Source organism: Nitrospinota bacterium, from assembly GCA_016208975.1.
Taxonomy (GTDB): Bacteria; Nitrospinota_A; UBA7883; order UBA7883; family JACRLM01; genus JACQXA01.
This window is the reverse complement of the sequence record JACQXA010000001.1, coordinates 178,812-199,615: the sequence shown is the minus strand read 5'-3', so window position 1 is coordinate 199,615 and position 20,804 is coordinate 178,812. Positions and strand designations below refer to the sequence as shown.

General features: G+C 54.0%; 22 protein-coding genes and 1 tRNA gene. 12 read left to right on the top strand and 11 right to left on the bottom strand.

Translation table 11 applies throughout. The features are described from left to right. Window positions 1-79: 79 nt before the first annotated feature. The 4 genes from HY751_00910 to HY751_00895 are packed head-to-tail and all read right to left on the bottom strand — an operon-like array spanning window position 80 to window position 5,939. Window positions 80-1,219 (bottom strand): biotin/lipoyl-binding protein, encoded by a 1,140-nt coding sequence (locus HY751_00910; protein ID MBI4664946.1) that lies wholly within the window; start codon window positions 1,217-1,219, stop codon window positions 80-82. Further along, window positions 1,209-3,548, bottom strand: a complete 2,340-nt coding sequence (locus tag HY751_00905) for a TolC family protein (GenBank protein MBI4664945.1) — start codon at window positions 3,546-3,548, stop codon at window positions 1,209-1,211. Before HY751_00905 ends, HY751_00910 begins: the two co-directional genes overlap by 11 nt. Window positions 3,549-3,550: 2 nt before the next feature. Further along, the gene (locus tag HY751_00900) at window positions 3,551-4,870 is read right to left on the bottom strand and encodes a glycosyltransferase family 2 protein (GenBank protein ID MBI4664944.1); all 1,320 of its coding nucleotides are present in this window, start codon (window positions 4,868-4,870) and stop codon (window positions 3,551-3,553) included. A 22-nt stretch (window positions 4,871-4,892) separates the two neighbouring features. Further along, window positions 4,893-5,939, bottom strand: coding sequence for a diguanylate cyclase (locus tag HY751_00895; protein ID MBI4664943.1), 1,047 nt, complete (start codon window positions 5,937-5,939; stop codon window positions 4,893-4,895). A 226-nt stretch (window positions 5,940-6,165) separates the two neighbouring features. Between HY751_00895 and HY751_00890 the strand changes: the two genes are divergently transcribed. The 4 genes from HY751_00890 to HY751_00875 all read left to right on the top strand — a co-directional run bounded on the left by HY751_00890 (window position 6,166) and on the right by HY751_00875 (window position 7,708). Beyond that, complete coding sequence (locus tag HY751_00890) at window positions 6,166-6,327, top strand: hypothetical protein (GenBank protein MBI4664942.1); 162 nt, start codon at window positions 6,166-6,168, stop codon at window positions 6,325-6,327. Window positions 6,328-6,685: 358 nt separating this feature from the next. Further along, window positions 6,686-6,976, top strand: a complete 291-nt coding sequence (locus HY751_00885; GenBank protein ID MBI4664941.1) for a type II toxin-antitoxin system RelE/ParE family toxin — start codon at window positions 6,686-6,688, stop codon at window positions 6,974-6,976. Between the two features lie 12 nt (window positions 6,977-6,988). Then, window positions 6,989-7,279 (top strand): HigA family addiction module antidote protein, encoded by a 291-nt coding sequence (locus HY751_00880; protein ID MBI4664940.1) that lies wholly within the window; start codon window positions 6,989-6,991, stop codon window positions 7,277-7,279. 72 nt (window positions 7,280-7,351) lie between these two features. Next, a complete protein-coding gene (locus HY751_00875; GenBank protein ID MBI4664939.1) occupies window positions 7,352-7,708 on the top strand; it encodes a site-specific integrase in 357 nt (118 codons plus the stop codon). Here the strand turns inward: HY751_00875 and HY751_00870 are convergent. Continuing rightward, window positions 7,671-7,746: transfer RNA gene (locus tag HY751_00870), tRNA-Ala, on the bottom strand. The genes HY751_00875 and HY751_00870 overlap by 38 nt on opposite strands. A 313-nt stretch (window positions 7,747-8,059) precedes the next feature. Here HY751_00870 and HY751_00865 point away from each other — a divergent pair. Both HY751_00865 and HY751_00860 read left to right on the top strand, forming a co-directional pair. Next, window positions 8,060-8,290 (top strand): hypothetical protein, encoded by a 231-nt coding sequence (locus tag HY751_00865; GenBank protein ID MBI4664938.1) that lies wholly within the window; start codon window positions 8,060-8,062, stop codon window positions 8,288-8,290. Between the two features lie 159 nt (window positions 8,291-8,449). Then, complete coding sequence (locus HY751_00860) at window positions 8,450-8,776, top strand: integration host factor subunit beta (protein ID MBI4664937.1); 327 nt, start codon at window positions 8,450-8,452, stop codon at window positions 8,774-8,776. Here HY751_00860 and HY751_00855 read toward each other — a convergent pair. The 5 genes from HY751_00855 to HY751_00835 form a co-directional block, all read right to left on the bottom strand. Continuing rightward, window positions 8,773-9,939, bottom strand: a complete 1,167-nt coding sequence (locus HY751_00855) for a hypothetical protein (protein MBI4664936.1) — start codon at window positions 9,937-9,939, stop codon at window positions 8,773-8,775. The genes HY751_00860 and HY751_00855 overlap by 4 nt on opposite strands. A 98-nt stretch (window positions 9,940-10,037) precedes the next feature. Further along, window positions 10,038-11,870 carry a hypothetical protein gene (locus HY751_00850; protein MBI4664935.1) on the bottom strand — a complete coding sequence of 611 codons (1,833 nt, stop codon included), beginning with the start codon at window positions 11,868-11,870 and terminating at the stop codon, window positions 10,038-10,040. Next, window positions 11,849-12,103, bottom strand: coding sequence for a hypothetical protein (locus tag HY751_00845; protein ID MBI4664934.1), 255 nt, complete (start codon window positions 12,101-12,103; stop codon window positions 11,849-11,851). The genes HY751_00850 and HY751_00845 overlap by 22 nt, the downstream gene beginning before the upstream one ends. 74 nt (window positions 12,104-12,177) lie before the next feature. Next, window positions 12,178-12,789, bottom strand: coding sequence for a hypothetical protein (locus HY751_00840; protein ID MBI4664933.1), 612 nt, complete (start codon window positions 12,787-12,789; stop codon window positions 12,178-12,180). A 2-nt stretch (window positions 12,790-12,791) separates the two neighbouring features. Continuing rightward, window positions 12,792-14,069: a hypothetical protein gene (locus HY751_00835; protein MBI4664932.1), complete on the bottom strand. Its 1,278-nt coding sequence runs from the start codon at window positions 14,067-14,069 to the stop codon at window positions 12,792-12,794. Between the two features lie 508 nt (window positions 14,070-14,577). Between HY751_00835 and HY751_00830 the strand changes: the two genes are divergently transcribed. The 3 genes from HY751_00830 to HY751_00820 all read left to right on the top strand — a co-directional run bounded on the left by HY751_00830 (window position 14,578) and on the right by HY751_00820 (window position 17,680). After that, window positions 14,578-15,084 carry a hypothetical protein gene (locus HY751_00830; protein ID MBI4664931.1) on the top strand — a complete coding sequence of 169 codons (507 nt, stop codon included), beginning with the start codon at window positions 14,578-14,580 and terminating at the stop codon, window positions 15,082-15,084. 80 nt (window positions 15,085-15,164) lie between these two features. Then, window positions 15,165-16,937 (top strand): protein BatD, encoded by a 1,773-nt coding sequence (locus HY751_00825; protein MBI4664930.1) that lies wholly within the window; start codon window positions 15,165-15,167, stop codon window positions 16,935-16,937. Continuing rightward, window positions 16,934-17,680, top strand: coding sequence for a tetratricopeptide repeat protein (locus HY751_00820; protein ID MBI4664929.1), 747 nt, complete (start codon window positions 16,934-16,936; stop codon window positions 17,678-17,680). The genes HY751_00825 and HY751_00820 overlap by 4 nt, the downstream gene beginning before the upstream one ends. 63 nt (window positions 17,681-17,743) lie before the next feature. Here HY751_00820 and HY751_00815 read toward each other — a convergent pair whose 3' ends face one another. Continuing rightward, window positions 17,744-17,932: a hypothetical protein gene (locus HY751_00815; protein MBI4664928.1), complete on the bottom strand. Its 189-nt coding sequence runs from the start codon at window positions 17,930-17,932 to the stop codon at window positions 17,744-17,746. 383 nt (window positions 17,933-18,315) lie between these two features. On the opposite strand from HY751_00815, the gene HY751_00810 reads away from it, so the two are divergent. The 3 genes from HY751_00810 to HY751_00800 all read left to right on the top strand — a co-directional run bounded on the left by HY751_00810 (window position 18,316) and on the right by HY751_00800 (window position 20,799). After that, entirely contained in the window at window positions 18,316-18,903 is a 588-nt protein-coding gene (locus tag HY751_00810) for a hypothetical protein (GenBank protein ID MBI4664927.1), read from the top strand. Window positions 18,904-18,909: 6 nt separating this feature from the next. Beyond that, window positions 18,910-19,509, top strand: a complete 600-nt coding sequence (locus HY751_00805) for a hypothetical protein (GenBank protein ID MBI4664926.1) — start codon at window positions 18,910-18,912, stop codon at window positions 19,507-19,509. A 300-nt stretch (window positions 19,510-19,809) separates the two neighbouring features. Next, window positions 19,810-20,799, top strand: a complete 990-nt coding sequence (locus tag HY751_00800; GenBank protein MBI4664925.1) for a 2-oxoacid:acceptor oxidoreductase family protein — start codon at window positions 19,810-19,812, stop codon at window positions 20,797-20,799. Window positions 20,800-20,804 lie beyond the last annotated feature (5 nt).

The window sequence follows — 20,804 nt, the reverse complement described above, 5'->3', positions numbered from 1 at the left end:
TCGGCAAGCTGGCTTATGAAAAGATGCCCATTTTAGCAAAAAGCCGGATTTGCTTAAGAGCTATGATACCCTCATCCACTCAGTTTCGTTTGATCCACACGTTGACCGTCTCGCCCGGCTTGATGTTGGCAGGGACGGTATTTGTAAGCCTGATTTGGACAACGGTCACAAGGTCGTCAATACGGCTCGGAGTGATGGCCCGCTCCGGCCCAACGAAATTTGAATCATCAGAGAGGCTTACCCTGGGGCCGACGACCGTAACCACGCCATCGAGTCCGCCTCCGAAGTTGCCGAACCGGACGCTCGCCTTGCTACCGGGAGCGATGTCCTTCAGATCCGAAAGACGCACGTATGTATCTATTATCTGGTATTCCGGCTTGATAACATGGGCCACAGCTTCCCACGGTTTCACTATGTCTCCCCGATTTTTCGTGAGCCAAGTCATTTGCCCGGTTGAAGGAGCTACCAGCGTCAGATCTGCCAAGGCCGCCTCGGCTTCCGACAAAGACGCCTCTGCCGCAGACATTTCGTTTTTAAGATCCACCTCTATTCCTTCGCCAGTCGTGCTGGACGCGGCTTTTGTCCCACGCCATTCGGCTTCTGCAAGGTTCCGGTCCGCGGCGGTTTCCGCCAACTGGATTAGCGCATCTTCATATCTGGAGCGGGTGATCGCATCAAGGAGTAGCAACCGTTCTGCCCGGGTGGCGTTTCGGACGGCGGCGTCATGCCGAATTCGCGCTTTCGAGAGTTTTGCGAACGAGGTTTGAACGTTTTCGCCGAAACCGGAGGCCTCCAGCCGGGTGAACCGGGCGCGGGCTATATCCAGTTGCGCTTTAGCGGCGTCATAACGGGCCTGTATGGCCGGATTGGCCAGCTTCATGATTGGTTGCCCTTCTTTTACATTAGCTCCGTCGCCGACCATGATTTCAACGACCCTGCCGCCCGTCAGGGAAGCTACGGCGGTTGTTGAGGTGTTGACCATGCCGGTTGTAACCACCCAACTAATGTTGACAAAAAGATAAACTCCACCGCCGATGACAAGTAGCGTCAGTATGCCAGCCCAAATACGATTCCATGTAAAGTTCCGGTTCGCCTTGGTTTTGTTTGCCGGTGTTCCACCTGTTGGATCCGTGGCGCCACGCCCGGGGGGCTGTGTTTTCACATCCGGAGTAGAGCTCTTCAGTTTGTTAAATTTCAAAGTCTGTTCCTCATTGTTCAATTATCAGTCGGCGGTAGCGGGCGTAGTCGTGAATCGCCACCGAGGTATTGGATTTGCCGCGAAGCCGTTCTTCGGTATCGTCGAGCAGAATCTCGAAGTTCGGACTCATAAGCCGCCGGGAGCCGCCAAGATGGGCTGGATCAGTTGAGAGGCCGATCCAGAGTCGTTGATTGGAGTTCGCGGCGATATATTCCTCGCCGACCGTCGCATTTTGCACGCTTTTCGCATTTTTTCGATACGCCATCAAGGCCACCATGTCCGCCTTCGCCATCGCCGCTTCGGCCAGGTTCCCATCTTTCAGCATGATCGTGTCATACCAGTCGGGAAGGTCTATGGCCAGCGGAATATGGGCGGTGTCGGCCTCGGTCTTGGCTGTTTCCAAAGCGTCCAGAAGGGCGTAGCCCATTCCGACCCGGTCCTTTTTCCATCGGGAATCGGCGTGTGGCTCTATATCGAGATGAACCGCGTCGAACCGCGCCTGCTGGCGTGTGGCATTTTTGTTGAACGCTACTACGGCGGCCACGTACTCTGCGGCGCGGGCCGGCTCTGCGGCCCAGGATGGGGCGCCCGAGAGAGCGTGAACCTTGATTCCCCGGGCGTGAGCCGCGGTCAGGAAGGCCGCCAACGCTTCAGCTTTTTCGGAAAGAAGCTTGAAACCGGCTGAGTAAAACAAGGTGTCTATGCGCCGGGCTTCCAAAAAGTCCAGGAAGAAGCTTCGCTCTTTCTCATCGTCCAGAAATGGCGCCTTCCATACCCATAGGCCCCGGCCATGCCGGGCCGGGCCATATGTTAAGGTGTCAAAGAGTTGATCCGAAGCGGTTGGCGCGGCGCTGTCCTCGAAGCGCACCTTCTCCGGCAGGTCGCCCAAAGCTCGTTGGAGCGCCGTAGCGGCCTTTTGAAGTCCGTAATATTCGTTCAGGGCGCGCCTGCGCAGGAGCAGATGCTCGCTCCGGTTGTTAAGGAGAACCGGCAAAGAATCGCCGCCGGCCCACCGAAGCGCGGCTTCATCCCTCCACACGGTCAAATACCCGGTTTTGAGTTGGGCCAACTGGGCGGCCAGAACCTGTTGTTGTGCGCTAAAAAGCTGGTATGCGCGGCCGGCTTCCTCGATCATGACCGCCTCGGTCCAGCGGGCCTCATGTTCGAGGCGGCGGACGAACGCTTCCATCCTGTCAGACCTGGCCTTTTGCAACGGCAGAACCAAAATCGGCGCGGAAATACGTATTCCCAAAGAAGTACCGGTAAGAAAATCCCCTTCCGCCGCCTGACTTGACGAGCCGTAAGCGGCCTTCAGGTCGATGTCGGGGGCCGCGGTCTCGGTCTCCTTCTTGACGCCGCGGTAGTGGCCGACCTCAGCATCGGCGCGGGCAATTTCGGGCCGGGACGAGACGGAACCGCTTAGCGTTTGGTAGAAGTTGACCGGCTGGGAGATAAGAATCCTTTGCCGCCGCACCGGAAGCGGAGCCTCGTGGGGGCGCCCCATAAAGCCGTTTAGCCTAATCCGGGCTAAGTTCCTCTCCTCGGTCATTGTGGCCAGCACAGATTTGGCCGTTTCGTGATGCGCCTGGATGCGGGGAGTCTCCACCGACGGAAGAAATCCGTGGGCTACCTGCCGCCGGATCACGGCGAGTTGACGCTCCCGTTCCGTTACTTCATCGGCGAGTATGGTGACGGTATCCTCGGCCTCAAGCAGGTCCAGATAAACCTCAATCCCCTTGTATAGGGCGTCGTTTTTAACACGCGCGTATTCGGCCATGGCCTGGATCACTTCCCATTCCGCGGAGGAAAGAGCCGCGTCCCTGTTCCACAGGCCTCCGAAGAGATTTTGCGCAAGGGATACCATGAATCCCGATGGGGAAAGTCGGCTATAGAGTGTGAATTCGGGGCCGACGGAAACGTTGGCCTCACGCAGGCGGCCACGGGCGGCGGCCACAGTGTAAACCGCTTGCCGGATACGAGGATGCCGCCCCGCGACCAGCATCGCAACTTCTTCACCTCCCAGGGGTTCGGTGATGACCATTTCGCGGTGTTTCTCTTCGATGTCACGCCGCTCCTCCGGATTTTTTACGTGGCCGTCCCGCTCCATGGCGATCATCTCGGCCAGATCTCTTGCGCGCAGGTCGTGCGGATTCTTCTTGATTGCTTCGTTAATCCTGTCGGCGGCGTCGTCGAGTTCGCCCCGGACGTATAGGACAAGCCCCTGTTCGAACGCCTCCCCGCCGGTAAACCGTGGCGGGATCTTTTCCTTGGCGACGCCAGAAACGCAGGCGGTTAGGGAAAAAACCAGTGAGATGGCGGCTAGAAACGCGATGACCGGATGTCGCGCCATAGTTAATAGACCTCCATCTGCGGCTGTACGTGCATCGGCGCGAAGGTGTCCCGGTAAGACATGCGAAAAAGCATCTCCTGGACGGTGGCGGTGATACGGACAAGCCGGATGGCTATCCGATAAAAGCTGAACAGCGGGATGACCCAATAGAGCGCCAGATATTCATCCCTGCGCTGTGGTTCCAGAATCGTCATCGCGATGGATACCTGAGCGAACTTGTTAAGGGTGTGGAGCAAATAGTTGGCCAGGAAGACCATGCCGGCGACCTCGGAATAGTGGAGGGCCATGTCCACGACATATATCAGCCAGATGATCGACAGGAAAATCGAGAAAAAGAGGACGTCAACGAAGCTGATAAGGTTGAGAATGGAGAAGCTCATATTTCTCCAATCGAAGACGTCCTTGTGTTTGCGTACCCGGTTCCTGATGATGTTGCGGTCCCACCTCAGCCGTTGCTTGCGCCACTGGCGGAACCGGGTGGGAGAGTCGGTCAGGCAGGTGGCGTCTGGCGCGAAGGCGATTTGATACCCGATTTTGCGGATGCGGATTGTCAGGTCGGAGTCGTTGCCGGGCCCAGGTTCGTGCCCTCCCACACGCTCCACCACGTCGCGCCGGAACGCTCCGAAAGCGCCGGGGGCGATGGACAGTATGCCAGTGGCCGCCTTGAAACGGCGTCCCACGGTGAAAGAAACCAGATACTCGATGGCCTGAAACCTTGTTAGCAGATTGGCGTACATGTTTCGCACGCCCAGGTTCCCGGAGACAGCCCCGATATTCGGATCGGAGAAATAACGCATGATGTTGGTGATGGAGCCTCTGTCGAAGGTGGAGTCCGTGTCGCCGAATATGATGTATTCCCCCCGCGACAGGCGGGCGCCGAAGTTGAGGGCCGCCGATTTCCCCTGGCGCGTGTCGAACCGGAAGTAACGGATCTTTCCCTCCGCCTGTAGCTTTTGGCAAATGAGGGGCGTGTCATCGGTGGAGCCGTCGTCAACGATGATGATCTCGATATTGTCGTAATCCTGCTCATACATGGACGCGACGGTGTTGCCGATGATCTCCTCCTCGTTGAGGGCCGGCAGGACAATGGAGATAAGAGGCCGCCGTGTAAGCGGCGAAACGCCGGTTGGCTCTACGAATATCCCCTTTGCGTGGAGCCAGAGGACATAGAAATCGGAGAAGAGATAGCGGGGGATCTCCAAAAACACGAGAGCCCAGAATATACGGACGAAATCGGATGGCCAGGAGGCGATAATAAAATCGAACGTGACACCGATAAAGCCGGCGCCGTCACGAATCAGGTAGATCGCCCACTCTATCAAGATGCGCTCCTTTCGCCTGCGCTCAGGCGCTCAGCCGGCCTGCAAGCAATTTCAGGATACCGTCCACGTCGAGACGCTCCTCGGGGCTACCGGTCACTGCCGCCGTAATGCGGGCCATCCCTTCGTAACGCTCGCGGGCCAGGTTGTTCAACCGCTCCGCAAGCCGGTCGGTTACGAGTACGGCGTTTTGCTCGGGCGTATCGGGAAGAAGCATGGCGAACTTCTCTTCATCCCACGGGGCGGTCAAGTCGCAGTCCCGCAGTGTCCCGATGACGGTGTCGGATATAAGCTTGTGGAACTGGCGCCAACCGTTCCGGCCGAAACGCGGCTCGAATTCCGGGGAGACTATCAAGGCCAGGGCCATGATACTGAACTGGCGCTTGTAGCGGTACCAGCGGGAGAGTTCGTGCTTTAGTTGATGACAGAGGAAATCGAAGGTATATGTGCCAGTTTCCCGGACGTACAATTCCGTCCCCAAAGGATCGTCTATAACCCCCCGTTCCACTGCGTGCATTCCCTTTGTCGTTACCCGGTACGAGTTGAGCGTCGCAACTTCAAGAAGGTGGACAGGCGTAATCGCGTTGCAATGGATGCAAACGCAGGAGATGTTCGGCTCCATGAAGATATTTGAGCAACTTGCGCACAGGAAGTTCCGGGTCGGTTTCTCATAATCAACTCCGATGTGGCGCAAAGTGCGGGCGCATTTGGGGCAGACCAGGCGCGTTCCCTCCCGGAACTCCTTTTCCGGGCCACTGTAGGCGCACTTAAGGTGATGGATGATGTCGATAATAGAAACATCGGAGGACTGGCAGGCTGGGCACGTTTCCCGGAAATTGAGGTGGTAATGCTCACAGCTGGGACAGAGATGAATCTTGTCGAAAAAGATTCTCTGAATGAAGCCTCCTTCGGCCAACTGTTCAAGGGCAAGGCGATCTTCTCCTGGCGGTTGCTGGAGTTCGTTTGCGTCCGGGTATGTGTATCCCACCGGGGAGGAGAGTGAAGGGATTGGCTGTATCAGATCGAGCCGTTCTTGAACACATTTGGAAAGAAAGGTGATTCGTTTGTCCATACCCTTAATTCTTTTTGAAACATGTAGCTAAATCAGTAAATATGGACAAATGTCCTTGACGGCTTGATAATGTTAAACCGTTGAATTTGATAAATCAATTTAATAATAGTGCATTACAATAAATCAATGCTGGACTGCGCACCGTCAACTGGAGCGTTAACCGGCCAAGATACGTAATAAATCCAGAAGCATCAGTATCAAGTCTTCCCGTCTTGCGATGGCCGGTATGAACCAAAGGGTGATTCAGGAGTTTCTCGGACACGCCACGCTGGGGATGTCGGAGAAATACACGCATCTTTGCCGAAACGTGGTTTTGGAGCAGGCGGCGGAGGCTCTGAACAAAAGCTATCGCCGGGCAGGCGGCTGGGGTGTTTACCGGAGTGGTTGACAGTTTGGTTGACAGTGGGATAAACGGCTTTTGTAACCATTTGAATTTGGCGGAGCTGAGGGGATTTGAACCTCCGACCACCTGAACCCCATTCGTTTTCAAGGGTTTTGAGGGTATTTTTCTAACCGCCTGATACTGCTTTGGATAGACCGCTACGCTTTTTATTTCAGACTGTTGGCAGGATTTGTATTTTGCGGCGATTACGGCCAGTTACGGCCAATTTCGCTGATTTTGACTGCAATTTGACTGTAGTGGGAAACGCGGTTTCCCCATGATTCACAATCAAAGGGCCATTTTAAGAGCGCAATTTATTGAAAAAAGGCATATATCGTATCTCGATATATGATACACTCCATTCATGATCCGTAATCTGGCCGGGAAGATGACGCAGGATGTTTATGACGGAGTTGAAAGCCGTCATGCGCGGAAGCTTCCGAAAGAGTTGCATGGAAAGGCAAGGAGGCTTTTAGACCAGATAAACGCCGCCCCTTCGGTCGAGTTCCTGCTGATTCCGCCGTCGAACAGATTGGAGAAGTTGAGGGGCGACAGGCGGGGGTACTGGAGCTTACGGATCAATGACCAATGGCGAATCGTTTTCCAATGGGAGGGCGATGACGCTGTGAATGTCGAGATATTGGATTATCACTAAGGAGAAATGGCGATGCTACCGAAAAAACGCCCCCCTACGCATCCCGGCGAGATGTTGTTGAAGGAATTTATAGAGCCGATGGGCATTACCCAGGTGGAGCTAGCCCGCCATTTAAAATGGCCCTACGCCCGCCTGAACGAAATCATCAACGGGAAACGCGGCGTCTCCGCCGACACAGCCCTTGCATTTGGCGAAACATTCCGGACAGGCCCCGAGTTCTGGTTGAACCTCCAGCGCGATTGGGATTTATGGCATGCGGGCCAACGGCATGTCAGGTATGAGCCGTTAACGAAGGTGGGGTGAGATTCTTGATTTTTAGTAAAATTCCGCCCAAGGAACAGGAGGTGAAAGAGGCGGCTTAGCGCAGACTCACCGATTGGGGATGTGTCAGGCGAATACAAATCCCACCTTGGCCGGGCGTTCAGGGCCGCTTGCAAGAGAGCCGGGATCGAGAATTTCCGTTTCCACGATCTGCGCCACACAGTGGCCACAAAGCTTTCGCAGTCAGGTACGGACATATACGCGATAGCGAATCTTTTAGGGCACAAAGACATGCGGATGACGCAACGATACGCTCATCACAGCGTGGATAGCCTTAAAAAGGATGTGTCGGTATTGGACAAAACTGACTGCAATTTGACTGTAGTCGCAGAAAATGAAGGCGGGTTTAAGACCGTAAACCGATTGAAAGAATTGGTGGAGCTGAGGGGATTTGAACCCCTGGCCTCTTGAATGCCATTCAAGCGCGCTCCCAACTGCGCCACAGCCCCGAAGCATTCAAATTTACAAAATGGGCGCTTAATTGTCAAATGAATATTGAACCCAAATTGCTAAATTACAGTTGGGTCTTTAAATCGCATACTGATAGGACTTTAGTCGCGGGCAGGGGCTTTCAAGCGGTTCGCGCCGTTTCTAAAGTGGCGAAGCAGGTTTTAAGAAGGCGCGGTTTCCCACAGAAAGAGCGGTTTTCGGTCTTGGGACCTAGTTAATCTTCACATCGTCTTGAAAATCAAAGATAAAATTCTTTGCCTAGATTAATTTCTGTTATAATCAGCGGAAAAGTAGATACGTTTTGGAGCCGTGATGGATCAGAAAAAGATAAGCAACGTAGTTGCCTCGATAAACAAGCTTCTGGTGGAAAACGATTTCACCCTGGAAGAGGTAGAGGCCGTGGTTCAGTCTTTAATAAGGCATTTCCTGGACAATATTACGGATATAGCGGACATCGACTATTTCCAGGACAGGCTCAACGACATGCTCGACAGGTATGTGGACACTCATTTTGAGGACGTGTTCGAAGACAAGGCGGGGTAGGGCGCGTAGCCTCCCCCCTTTTTTTTGAGGATTGTTTTGGGATGATGTTGACTGGAAGTTTTTGTTTTGTTACATTCATCCCGTTGGTTGAGTCGGGGTCTTGTAGTTCTTGGTGAAGCGCATAAATAGAAATCACTATTACGGTGGCAGGGGATTTTTATGACAAAATCCGAAATGGCCGAGAAGCTGGCTGAAAAAATCAATGTAAAGAAGCAGCAGGCCGAAGAAATCATCAACATTTTCACCAACAGCATCATTGAAGCGCTGGCCAATGGGGACAAGGTTGAGATCCGTGGGTTCGGCTCTTTCCGCGTAAGGCATCGGGCGCAGAAAGAGGGGAGGAACCCTAAGACCGGCGAGAAGGTTTCTGTTCCCGCCAAGAAAGTGCCGTTTTTCAAGACGGGCAAGGATTTCCGCGAGGTGGTGGATCACGAAGAACCGGGCGCGCAAGGGCAGGGTTCCGGCAGTCAGGCTTCCGCTGGCTAATTCTCTTTAGCGTCTTTAGGGGCTTGCCTGACAGGCTGGTTGGTTAAAGGCGTTCGCTGTCTGTCAATATCCGCGGCGATTACAGCAACGCCGTTCTGCATGCCGCCCATCAAGTGAATCTGTTCAGTCTCTCCAGCGCTGATGGTTGTTTTAAAATCCTTCTCCACAAAACCCCCCATGTCACCGGAGGCCCTAAATCCGAATTTGATTTCATGTTCTCCGGATGCGATAACGCCATCGAAAAAACACCCGTTGGCGAAATCAATACGCAACGGTTCTCCATCAAGGGATGCGTAAAAATCCGCGATTGCAGGGATTCGTCTTCCGCTGAACCGGTCCACCGGAGCGTACTCTATGAACTCAGCTTTAGCGCCTTCCAGTATAGCTGTTTCCTTAACACATATTTTCAGCGCGCCAGCCGGGACAGGATGATTGGTAGCGGTAACTTTCTCGAAATCCTCCGGAGTCACGCCCAATTCCGCCGGGGTAAAAGTGAATCTGCGCCACATCCTGCCCGGGGCTTCGCCATCCGAAATGAAAACCGCCTGCAGAGCAAGGTCAATCATCCCAGTCTCCATCCTCGCGTGGCCGCTGATTAGCGCTGTAGCATTGAGAGTTTTCAACATTAACATTGCGCCATGGTCGCCAAGCCAACTGGACGTTGAAACCTTGTTTTGCGATAGGCCGACCGCGATGTCGGCTGGATTGGCGCACGAGAACTGGGGCCTGCCGCAAACATAACGACGGAGCGATTCCGCCAGATGGTCGCCTCCCGCCGTTCTTTCGCCATACTGGTTCACCACATCCACCACCGCCACCTTCACCGGCCCGGACGGATGATTGACAACCAAATTGTCAGCCAGGCTTTGGAGAAAAGGCAGAAAAGGATTCAGCTGTTGAGCCTCGGGAATCGTGAAATCCAGGTACACCTCGCCATCCATTTCATGCCCGGCGGATTTCACCCGGCCCATTGGCGGCTCGTGGCTGTTGGATGTAACCACCAGAGCGCCAGCCCTGGTATATGAAGCGTGGCCGCTACCGTTTTCAGGAGACCTGGTTAACAGCCACAACTTGTCACCCTTAACTATTGCTCCGGTATTTATCTCCAGCGCCAGGGTGTCTTCGAGGGAAATGAACTTGCCGCCGCGAAGATTGGCTTTCACCTTTCCAACCGGCGCCAAAGGCGCTTCATCCAAGGCAGACGTGGCTGTTACCATTGTAATTGTGATAATGAGAACGATTGGGATGATCCGCTTTAGCATCAGTTCATTTTCCCCGGTTCTATCACAATTGGCGTTATGAACACTAACAGCTCCAATTCGTTATCCACTTTACGGCGGTTTTTGAAAAGCCAGCCCAGAAGCGGCGTCTCGTGCAGACCAGGCACACGATCCTCAAAGTCGCTGTCTTCCCCTTCCAGCATGCCGCCCAGCACCGCCGATCCGCCGTTTGGCACCACCACGTTGGTGGTTATCTCCTTTTTCTTGATGGCTGGCGTGCCCTGGACGGAAAGGCCAGGATCCACCTCGTCCTTTTTAGCGTCTATCTTCAGCCTTATCTTCCCGTCCTGCATGATAAGCGGTGTGACAGCCAGCGATATTACCGCCTCTTTAAACAGCACAGTTGTTCCCGTATTCGCGGAAGAAGCCTGATAGGGGATTTCCCGGCCAGACTTTATGAGCGCCCGGGCGCCGTTGATAGCCACCACCTTGGGGTTAGACAGCGTTCTGCTCATGCCAGCCTGTTCAAGAGCGAACAGCCGCGCCTGAAGCGAAATACTGCCCGACACGCCCCCGAGGCTCACGCCCAATACTCCCCCTTGCGGGTTAGAGACCAATTGCCCCGTGGCCGGATCCACCGCCGATTGGGGCGGTAAAGACACGATTGAAGATTCGCCAGATATGGAAGATCCTCCGCCATACACGCCAATGGCGTTCGGGAAGGTGAGATCGGTGGAGAAGTTGGACCGGCCGCCCCATTGGATTCCAAGCTCGTTCACCTGGTTGCGTTGTATCTCCACTATCCTGGCTTCAATGTAAACCTGCTTTGGATTCACATCTATTTCAAGGATGCGGTCCATTATTTCCAACATTTTTTTCGCTGGGGCCTGGATGGTCAGCAGGTTCTCGGGCTTGTAGATGGCGAATTTCACATCCCCGGCGCCGCTCCGGCGCAGTTTTGTCACCGCCGCCGTGTCTTTAGCCGTTCCCATTTGCCCCGTCGTCCGGTTCAACCCCGCGGAACCTGATTGCTCCAGCGCCAGATCGGTGGAAGCTTGGGCTGTGGAGTTTTTTAATGTTTCCTTGTCGTACTCTATGAACAGCCGTTCAAGATATTCCACTGCCTCCACCGGGTCGGCGTAGCGGAACCGGTAACTCCTCGTTTCCATCTGGCCGCTTTGCGCCGCCATGGCGGAGGCGATACGCTCCTCCACGGCCTTGCGGCGCCGTTCGGCGATGTCTATGGAGGCGTCCGCTGATTTCAGCATGGCTTCCTGCAACCGGAGATTTTTTTCATAGGTGGTGATGGTGATAATGTCGTCTTTACCAAAAGCGCGCTGGGGGCCGAAACCACCTGCGTTAAAAAATATTTCCTCATCCCGCGCCACCGCCATAAGGTTGTTGGCCCGCATAATAACTTCCAGCGCGGAGAACCATGAAACATCCTGCAAGCTTATGGGGGCCAGCCTCAATTTCCTCAACTCCGGGTCTGGCGCGAATTTAATTCCGGACACCTCGGCCAAAACCGCCAGCGCCGATTCCAGGACCGGCTCGGCAAGGCTCAGGGTTATCCGTTGATCCGCTTGGTTTGGAATTCGCTGGTTTTTAAACGATATTACCGACTCCGGCGGATCCACCGCGTTGACACTTTGAGCTGGTTCAGCCTGCGCCGGGCTGGTTTCTCTTTGAGCGGAGAACTCCTGGGGAATCGGCCCGAACTGGACAGGGCTCACGGGTTGCCCAGGCACGGAGACAGGGCGTAGCGATACTTTTTCCGGGCCGCCGCCCCGGGCGCAGGACATAAGCCCAGCCGCAACCAATATGGCGAAGAATCCAGCGGCAATTCCGTTTTTCACCGGTTTTCCACTTTGCATACCCATCGCCTGCCTTTCGAGGAAAGCTCCACGCCCTCCGCTGTTATCTCCAAAATTTTCGCGGAACCTACCATATCGCCTATGGTTTTCTTCTCGCCGTTTATCACCGCCAGTTTTTTATCGCCCTGGATAAGAGTCATCTCCACCTTTACGCCATTGGCCCTGGATACGGTCTGGCCGCTTTTCCCGTGAATCTCAATTTCATTTCCAAAGATGAAAGGGTTACGGCTCAAACCGTCATCGCCAAAAGCCGAACCGCAAACAGGCATTATTAAAAGCAGACAAAAAATGGCTTTCCTTAAAAATGTCATAAGGTAAGGGCCTCAAGTTCTATCTCCGAAAATAGCCAGTTGGAAGGGATGCCGTCTATTTGGGCGGACACAATTACCTTGCGGATAGCAAGGGGCATATCCTGCTCATCAAGCCTGGTTAGGAAATGAACTAATTCCCGGTATCCGCTCTCCAGCCTCAAACTAACCCGGTTACGCACACAAGCGCTTGAAGCATAAACCGAGGCTGATAGCGTTGAGTTTCCGTCGCCGGGCGGCGGGTTTGCTTTAACCGGCTCGGCGGTCACCACTATCTCTTTTAAAGTGATTCTCTCCCCAGTGGCGGTCTCTTCTATAAACTCCAGCAGGTTTCCCTGGCCCCAGGTTTCTTTTCCCCCGGGAAGGCGGCCCATTACGTTATCGCTTTTCTTTCGAGCCAGGCTCAACCGCATTTTCAGGGATGGCAGTTCATTAACATATCTATCCATTAACCGCTTTTCAGCCACCAGAGTCTCGTAACGATCCTTGCGGGCGCGCCATGAAGCCATCACCGGCCGCGCCAGTAGCGGTTCCGCCACAAACGCCAGCGACACCGCTATGGCCATAGCCACCAAAACCTTCTCCCGCAGGCTGAATGGTTTTCGTGTCATGCTCACCGGATCCCCGGCTGGTTTTGGGCAGTCCAATCCGCCACAATTTCAAATTCTGTCATGCCCCCGCTGGCGGCCCCCTCTTTTTTGAGCCGCGCCAATGTGGCGGTGGCGAAGTATGGATTATCATTCAGCGCTTCTACCAGATATCTGACCGACGAGATACGTTCGCCATCTGGACCTTTTGCCAATCCTTCCAGCTTCACGGCCTTTACCGGTTGTGACGCTATCGGAGCGTTTTTATTTTCCGTCAGACCATTAATATCCATCCGCAATTTGGTGAGCGCCATGTTATGGGGCATTCTTGCGGACATGAAACCGAACATGCCGTTCCAGTCGGCCTTGCGGACTGCCGGGTGGCTCAATGCCGCCATTTCCCTGGACAGCATTTTGTCCCGCAGTTCCAGTTCATTCAAATCCGCCATATTGTTTTCGTATTCGGATTTTACGGGTCTTAACGCAGTTAAATCTTTTTCAAGCCTTGCGGATAAAAACTCTAGCCGTTTCATGTCTGCCCAAATGCCGCCAGCCATGACAAGTACAAGCGCAAAGCATGCTACCGCGGCTTTTGCCACATTGCCCATGCGTCGAACGCGATCATAAAACCTGCCTGCCGCGCCGCTGGCCAGGTTAACGGTTTTACCGCCATCCAGCGCGGCGCCAAGGGATAAGGCCAGCGACGGCCCATGAACCGGACCGGAGCATTTGCAGATCACGAAATCCGCCAGCGGGTCATAAATGGCGAATTGCGTTCCGCAGGTTTCAGAAATACTTTCGGCTATGGAGGGGAAGGCCGTCTCGCCGGTTATAAATCCGGAGACCTGGTTTATACCCATGGTGCGTTTGAGCGTATCCAGCGTCCTGCTGGTTTCCCGGGCGATAACCGCCGCCGTGTCCTGGGCGCCATGGGGAAACGAAAATTCCCTAACCATCATCAACGCCCCGTTGGAGAAAACGGTTATGGCCGCGAAACCCTCGTCCACCAGAGCAAGGAGCATCGCGCCTTCGCGGTTCAGGGGGCCGCTACGGGCCACCAGCGCGCACAGCGCCGCAACAGCTGGGAATATGCCCGCCAGCCGAAGGCCAGCTTTTCTCATCGCTCCAATTTTTTGGAGCGCGTCATCCTCTTTAATGGCGAAGATGAGGGCCTTGGGTTTACCTTCGCGGCTGGAAGCCATTAACGGCCAGCCAGCGTCAAACCGGGCTTCATTGTCCAGCGGGAATAGGGATGAGCCTTTCTCTAAAAGCAAGGCGGTGTCCACCAACTCTCTTTTCGGCATAAAGGGAAGCTCTAACAGCTTCAGGAAAGATTGGCCCAAATAACCGGTTTGATAAACCGGGGAGGGGGGAAATATTCGCGGTACGCTCCCCGCCGGGAAAAGAGGTAATCCGTTGTCTCCACAGGGGCCGCATGAAAAATTGTCCAGCGTTACTTTGGCCCCATGGTTTGATAACGTCAGCCTGCGCCACCGCCGCATATGGGTTGTGACGATTACCGAACGCTTAAACGAGCCGATGGGAGAAAAATGAGAAAAACCGGTCCGTATTTTCATTCGTATAATTTAATTGAAAAACCGCTTATCCCCAATGGCAGGTATAGGCGGAGAATTCCCCATCAAATAATGTCTGTTAGAACCAGCCCCACGGAAAGGATGGGCGGATGTTAACCAATTTTGGGTATTTATACAATTAAATTATGTTTCAAATAGTCCGCCTGCGGGTTCCTTAATGTGTATGGGCTCCTATTGGCACGGCGGGCAAATACTCGCTTGCGCCTTGAATGTAATAATGGTTGTGGTAATAATAATAACCATGATCAAGCTTGACGCCCGGCAAAAGCAATTGGTGATAGAGCGCCTGAGGGAACTCAAGGCGCATCCCGGCCTGCTGGCCAAGTACGACAAGGACGGAGACGGGGTGGTTACCGATGAGGAATGGGAACAGGCCCGGCGCGACGTTATCCGGCAGGTTCTGGCCCAGCAATCTTCCCGTGTGTTCCAGGTGGCGCCCATCCTCAAACAGCAAAACCGTTCAGGCCTTTCAGCCTGGATGTACGACCATCGAGAGCTGATCGGGGCTATTTGTATCGCATTGGGTTCCGCCATGATACTTGTGGATCCGGGCACATTTGCCCCTAGGCCTGAGCTTCCGTACCAATGGGGGGAGCAAGGAACCCTGGGCGACGCTCGGCTGGCCATTTTGTGGGTGAACTGGACCTCTTCCGGCTGGACCGGGGTGGTGACGATAATTTTCGGTTTCGTATGGAGCCGTTTCGCCCGTTACTTTATTGACTAACCTTATTCACCGCCACTATCCTTTAAACAGTTTCTCAAGCTTGAAATCCGGCCGCTTTTATATATACGATTAACCGCATTATGAGACCTATCGCGTTTTTAATACTGGGCCTGTGGTGGCCGTCGTTCGCGCTGGCGGCCACTTTGGATGTTACGGCCTCGGCGAATCCTTCAACACTGCCGCCGGGCGAGACGTTCCAGCTTACCGTCACCGTGGAGGGGAGCGGGATAAAATCGTTGCCCGAGCCTGTCCTGCCACAACTTAAGGATTTCGAGATCCTGGGCAAGGCCGGAAGCCAGGAGGTGAAGATAGTAAACCTCCAGATGAAAGTGTCCAGAACCGTGGTTTACACCATCCGCGCGCCGAAAGAGGGGACTTTTCAGATACCCCCGGCCACCGTGGAGTACGACGGCAAAAAATATTCAGCCAATCCCGTAGCTGTAATTGTGGATCCCAAGGCCCCACCGGCGGAAAACAGGGCGATGTCCCAGAAAGACCCGCTGGATTTCCAAAAGCTCTTCAACAAAAGCATCTTCCCCGGGCGCCAGAAGGATATAGAAAAGGACGACCTTTTCATCACCATGGAGGTGGACAAGAAAGAGGCCGTACCATACCAGCAGGTGATAGCCACATTCTCTTTTTACAGGGCCACCGAGCTTTGGGAACAGCCGCAATACATCAAGCCGGACTTTAAGGGGTTCTGGGTGGAGGAGCTTCCATTCGCCGCCGGTGAGAAAGAGCAGAACGTAAAAGAGGTTTTTAATGGAAAGCCCTACCGCGTGACGCGCCTGCGGTATGCCCTCATTCCAATCACCACGGGCAAACACGTTATCGAGCCCGCGAAAGTCTATCTGTCGCTGGACCCCTGGAGCGACCGGATGAAGCTCACCACCAGCCCGGTATCCATCAACATAAAGCCGTTGCCCAAAAAGGGGGAGCCAGCGGGATTTACGAATATGGTGGGGAAGTACGAAATAAACTCCATGGTGGAGCCCGCCACGGCCCCTGTGAACGGAAGCCTTGTGTTCAGGGTGATGGTAAATGGTGAAGGGTATCTAAAACCTGTAACGCCACCAGCTTTCCCGCAAACGCCGGGGTTCGAGGCTTTCGAGCCCAAAACGATGGACAGTCTGGATAAAACCGGCGGGCGGATCGTGTCCAAAAGGATTATCGAATACCCCTTGGTTCCCAGGGATGAGGGTGAAAAAACGTTGCCAGCCATCAAACTGGCTTGGTTCGACCCGTCTGCCGGGAAATATGTGGAGAAAGAAACCGCGCCAATTAAAGTCACCATAACCCGGTCCACGGGCGGGCCATCGCAGATTGGGGCCGGAGAGCAAGCCATTGCCCGCGCCAGGCAGGGTATGCGGTATATCAAGCCGGATATGGTCACGCTGGAAAACTATAGCTCGCCATTTTACAAACAGGCGTGGTTCTGGCTGATATTGGTATTGCCCATCCCCTCGTTCTTCACGGGCCTTTATCTTATAAAAAGACGGGAGCGTATCCTTTCCGACGAGGGGTTGACCCGTTTTACATACGCCGGGAAAATCGCCCGGAAGAAGCTGGACGAGGCGGAGAAGAAAAAGGATCAAAAAGAGTTCTACGCCGCGCTGGACATGGCTTTACGGGGTTATCTGGCGGACCGGTGGAACCTTACGGCCCCATCCATAACAAAAGAGCTTCTCGGGGAGAAACTGACAGGCGCCGGGGAAGATACCCTTGCGGAATTTGAGGAGTTGTTCGAATCCATAGAGATGGCCCGTTACGCTCCGGCGTTCCCCGAGGAACGGCGAGGCGGCGATATGGCGAAGACCAGAAGGCTTGTCGGCGCCATGGAGAAGATGAAATGAGATGGTTTTCGATCATAGCCGCTCTGCTGGCGCTTTTGGCGAACGCCGCATGGGCCAGGGACAACGCGGAAATATACAACGCCGGAAACGCCCTTTATCAGGCGGGGGATTATGAGGGGGCAATCGGGTTATATAACTCTATAACAGCCGCGAACCCGGACTTGGAATATAACCGTGGCGCCGTATATTTGAAACTTGGCCGCCTGGGCAAAGCCGCCGTTCATTTCCACCGGGCGCTTCGTTTGAAACCAGGAGACGCCGACGCATTGGCAAACATCGAATACATAAATTCCATCAAGAAGGATAAAGAGCGACTGGCGGGGGACAATATCGCGGGCTGGATTTATGGCTTCACGCTCTCGCTAATGCCCTTAGGGTGGGGGCTTGTTGTGGCTTTATCGCTTTATTACGGGGCGGTGGCCGCCATGCTGGGCGCCATAGCCATGAGAAAACGGTTTCCGAAAGTTCTCATTGCGGCTTCGGCGGCATTGTGGATGTTGACGGGCTTGTCCGGCGGCGTGGCTGGCGCCAGGATTTATGAAATAGAGCGAGGGGATATGGCCGTGGCCGTGGCAGATTCCGTGGATGTATTTTTAGAGCCCCAAGGCTCCAGTGAAAAGGTTTTCACCTTCCACGACGGAACCATGTGCCAGATAGGCAGGGTTGAAAAAGGTTTCGCGTTCATAACCCTCAACAGCGGTTTCTCCGGCTGGGCGGAGATTGCCAACCTCGAGGTGATATAAAAAAAACCGGCGAATCATAAAGACCGCCGGTTTTTTTTGATAGCGCCTTTATAGGGTGGAGGGTTACTCCTCCTCCCCCTCGCCGGGTTTGCCATAAACAACCACTTTAACTTCCGCCTCGGGAGTAAAAGTTTTACCACAAAGGGTGTTCACGCAGGTGTTCTCCACCCCCACAACCCCCTCCTGGTTCGTTTTGCAATGAGGACACAACACCACCGTTGTGGAGCTTTGTTTTTGAGCCTGCTCAGCCATTAATGAATCTCCCAGTTAACAGGTTTGGCAACGGCTTATTATATAAAGCCCCGCGCTAAAAACAATGGCGCTCCATCGTATGGCGCGCCTGAATGGAAAAACCAATGCTCCGCGAAAGGGGCGCTCGCCAACCATGGTGATCATGAAATCATTGATTTACAAATATATATAAGCTTATTGAGCCTTGTTTATATGAATTAAAAACCCTTGACTAAAATTGCCGCCGCAAATATAAAAAAGGAATCTTGATGGGGATTTTCACCTTTCCCCATACGTCCCATTCTCTTTATATATTTAACTCGTTTGGTTCCGGTGTGAATTGGGCGCTTTTATAGGGCGCCCGTTGAAATTTTTAATTCCTTTTTTTTAGTTGGAGGGGTTTTATGCGAACCAAAAGCCTGCTATCGCTGGGGCTGGCCGCCATAATGGGTATGGCCATGGCTTCCAGGGCGGACGCTTATCCTGCCCGTGGCGCAGAGCCAGCGGAAGGGTGCCGCGCCTGTCACGTGAACACGGAGTTTAGGGGCAAACTCTCGGTAAAGATGCTTCGCGTGAAGGACGGCAAACAGATTGTTGACGATTATAACCCGATGACGAACACGATCTTCATCCCCGTCCATCCGGGTGGAAAGGTCAGTTACAAATTCGTTCTGGGCGCCAAAGAAGGTGGAAAGGCCAAAGCCGTGGGCTGGCTGTGGAAGCTTCCCGCCGGTGTGGAGACCGAACTGCCCAACTGCGTGCGGAAACTGGAGCAGGGCCAGCCGTGGACCAAATACACCGACACCGACGGCCAGGAAAAGGATGTGAAGTTCCACACCGTTGCCGGACAGACGTTCTTCTTTAGCGGGGCTGTTTCCGACCAGCCCATGATCGGCGAGCTTCGCGTTGCGCTCGGTAAAGACAGCATGGGCCCCGAGGCGCTGGCCGGGCATACCATTAAGGTCATTTTCGTTCCTGCGGCAGGGGAGTAACAAACCATGAAGAAGACGATACTTACCATTTTGGCCCTGTTGATAGCTCCGGTGATGGCTTTTGCCCTTCCCGGCTCCTCCGTTTATCCAAACGCCAAGGCCGGGAACGAGTTCGGCCCGGTTCCTTGCGCCGGTTGCCACAAGAGCAACGGGGATTTTGAGAAGAACATCTACGTTGATGTGCGTGACAACAAGGGCGCCAGCCTCATTAACAAGGAAGGTGTGGCCGAGATACCGTTCAAAGCCGGTGAAACCACCGAGCTGGAGGTTGTTGTGGGCCTAAAGGATCAGGATAAAAAGGCCAAGCTGGCCGGCTGGTTTGTGAACGTGCCCCAGGGCGCCTCGCTGGCCCACGGCTCGGTGAACTATTGCTACCAGCGCCTCAATTACGAGGTGCCGCCGCAATTTACCGCCGACAAGAAGCCGTACCGCACTTTCGACAAGCATTCCATAAGCTTTCCGAAATATTTCGCCCCCACCGAGACCGAGCTTTGGGTGGGCGTGGGCGGTAAAGCCACGGATTTGGAGCCCGGCTCCGATGGCAGGAAGGGTACCATGGGGCTCAAGACCATAAAGCTCAAGTGGGTGAAAGACACCCTTAACTAAGGGTTTTTAGGTCAATCGTTCCGGGGATATCCGCGGCTATCGGTGGTGATGGCTGTTGGTATCCCCAGTTTTTTTCCCATGGATGCCGCGGTAGCGGTTGATTTCGTTGTTAACGCCGCGAAAAATAATGAAAAAACATCGAAAAAATTCCCACGCAGGCATTTGATTTTGTAAAATATAACTTGGGATTGAGATTTTGTATAGCCAGTGCCGCTGGAGCCGGTTCTTCTCCCCGCGCCAGTCTGTCGGGCTTTAGTACGTGTTTACAACTTCCTTTTTTCTGTAGGAGTAAGCTTGTTTATGCCCAAATTGCCGATCGTCAACGATCTCGGCTTTTACGAGATAAGGATGGAATCAATCGGCGGGTTCGGCGCGAACCTTGCCGGAAAAATCCTGGGCGAGGCGGGGGTGCTTGGAATGGGGTTCAACGGCTCCAATTTCTCCAGCTACGGCTCGGAGAAAAAGGGAAGCCCCGTTAAATCCTTCGTCCGGTTCTGCGACCCGTCCGTGAATGTGCGCGTCAACAGCCCTGTCACAGAGCCTCATTTGCTGGTGATCTTCCTTGAAAGCATGCTCTCTTATCCGGGCATCCTCTCAGGCGTAAGCAAGAACACCACTGTGATTCTCAACACGGCCCTCTCCCCGGAAGAAGCCAGGGACAAAATGAAACTTCCCTGCGGCACGCTTGTCACCATAGACGCGATGCGTATCGCCGTGGAGGAGAAAACCAGGGTGAACACAGCCCTTCTTGGCGCCATTTCCGCCGCTTCGGGCTTTATCGACCCGGACGTGGTGAAGAAATATATAGAGCACAACCTTGGCAAGAAGTACTCTTTCCTGGTTCCAGCGAACATAAAAACGTTCGACCGGGGCTTTGCGGAATGGAAAAAAGCGGTCTTTGACGAAGACGGCAAATATCCGCTCCAGCCCTTCCGCCGGGATGGCCAAAAATCCGGCTACATGAGCCAGCACATAGGCGGGGCCATAACCACACCCGGAAACTCCATCCACAAAGACCTCACCGTTTCCCGGATGGGTTTCGTGCCGGTCCTCCACAGGAGCAAATGCACATCTTGCGGAGAGTGCGACATAACCTGCCCCGATTACTGTTTCGAATGGAAAGCCATTCCGGACAAGAAGGGTAAAGACGCCCAGACACTACAGCGGATCATTTACCAGTACTGCAAGGGATGCCTGCGTTGCGTGGACATTTGCAAGTTCGAGGCGCTGGAATCCAAAGTGGAGTACGAGGTTGACCCGCAGATCATTAAAGATGGATATACCGAATAACAGCG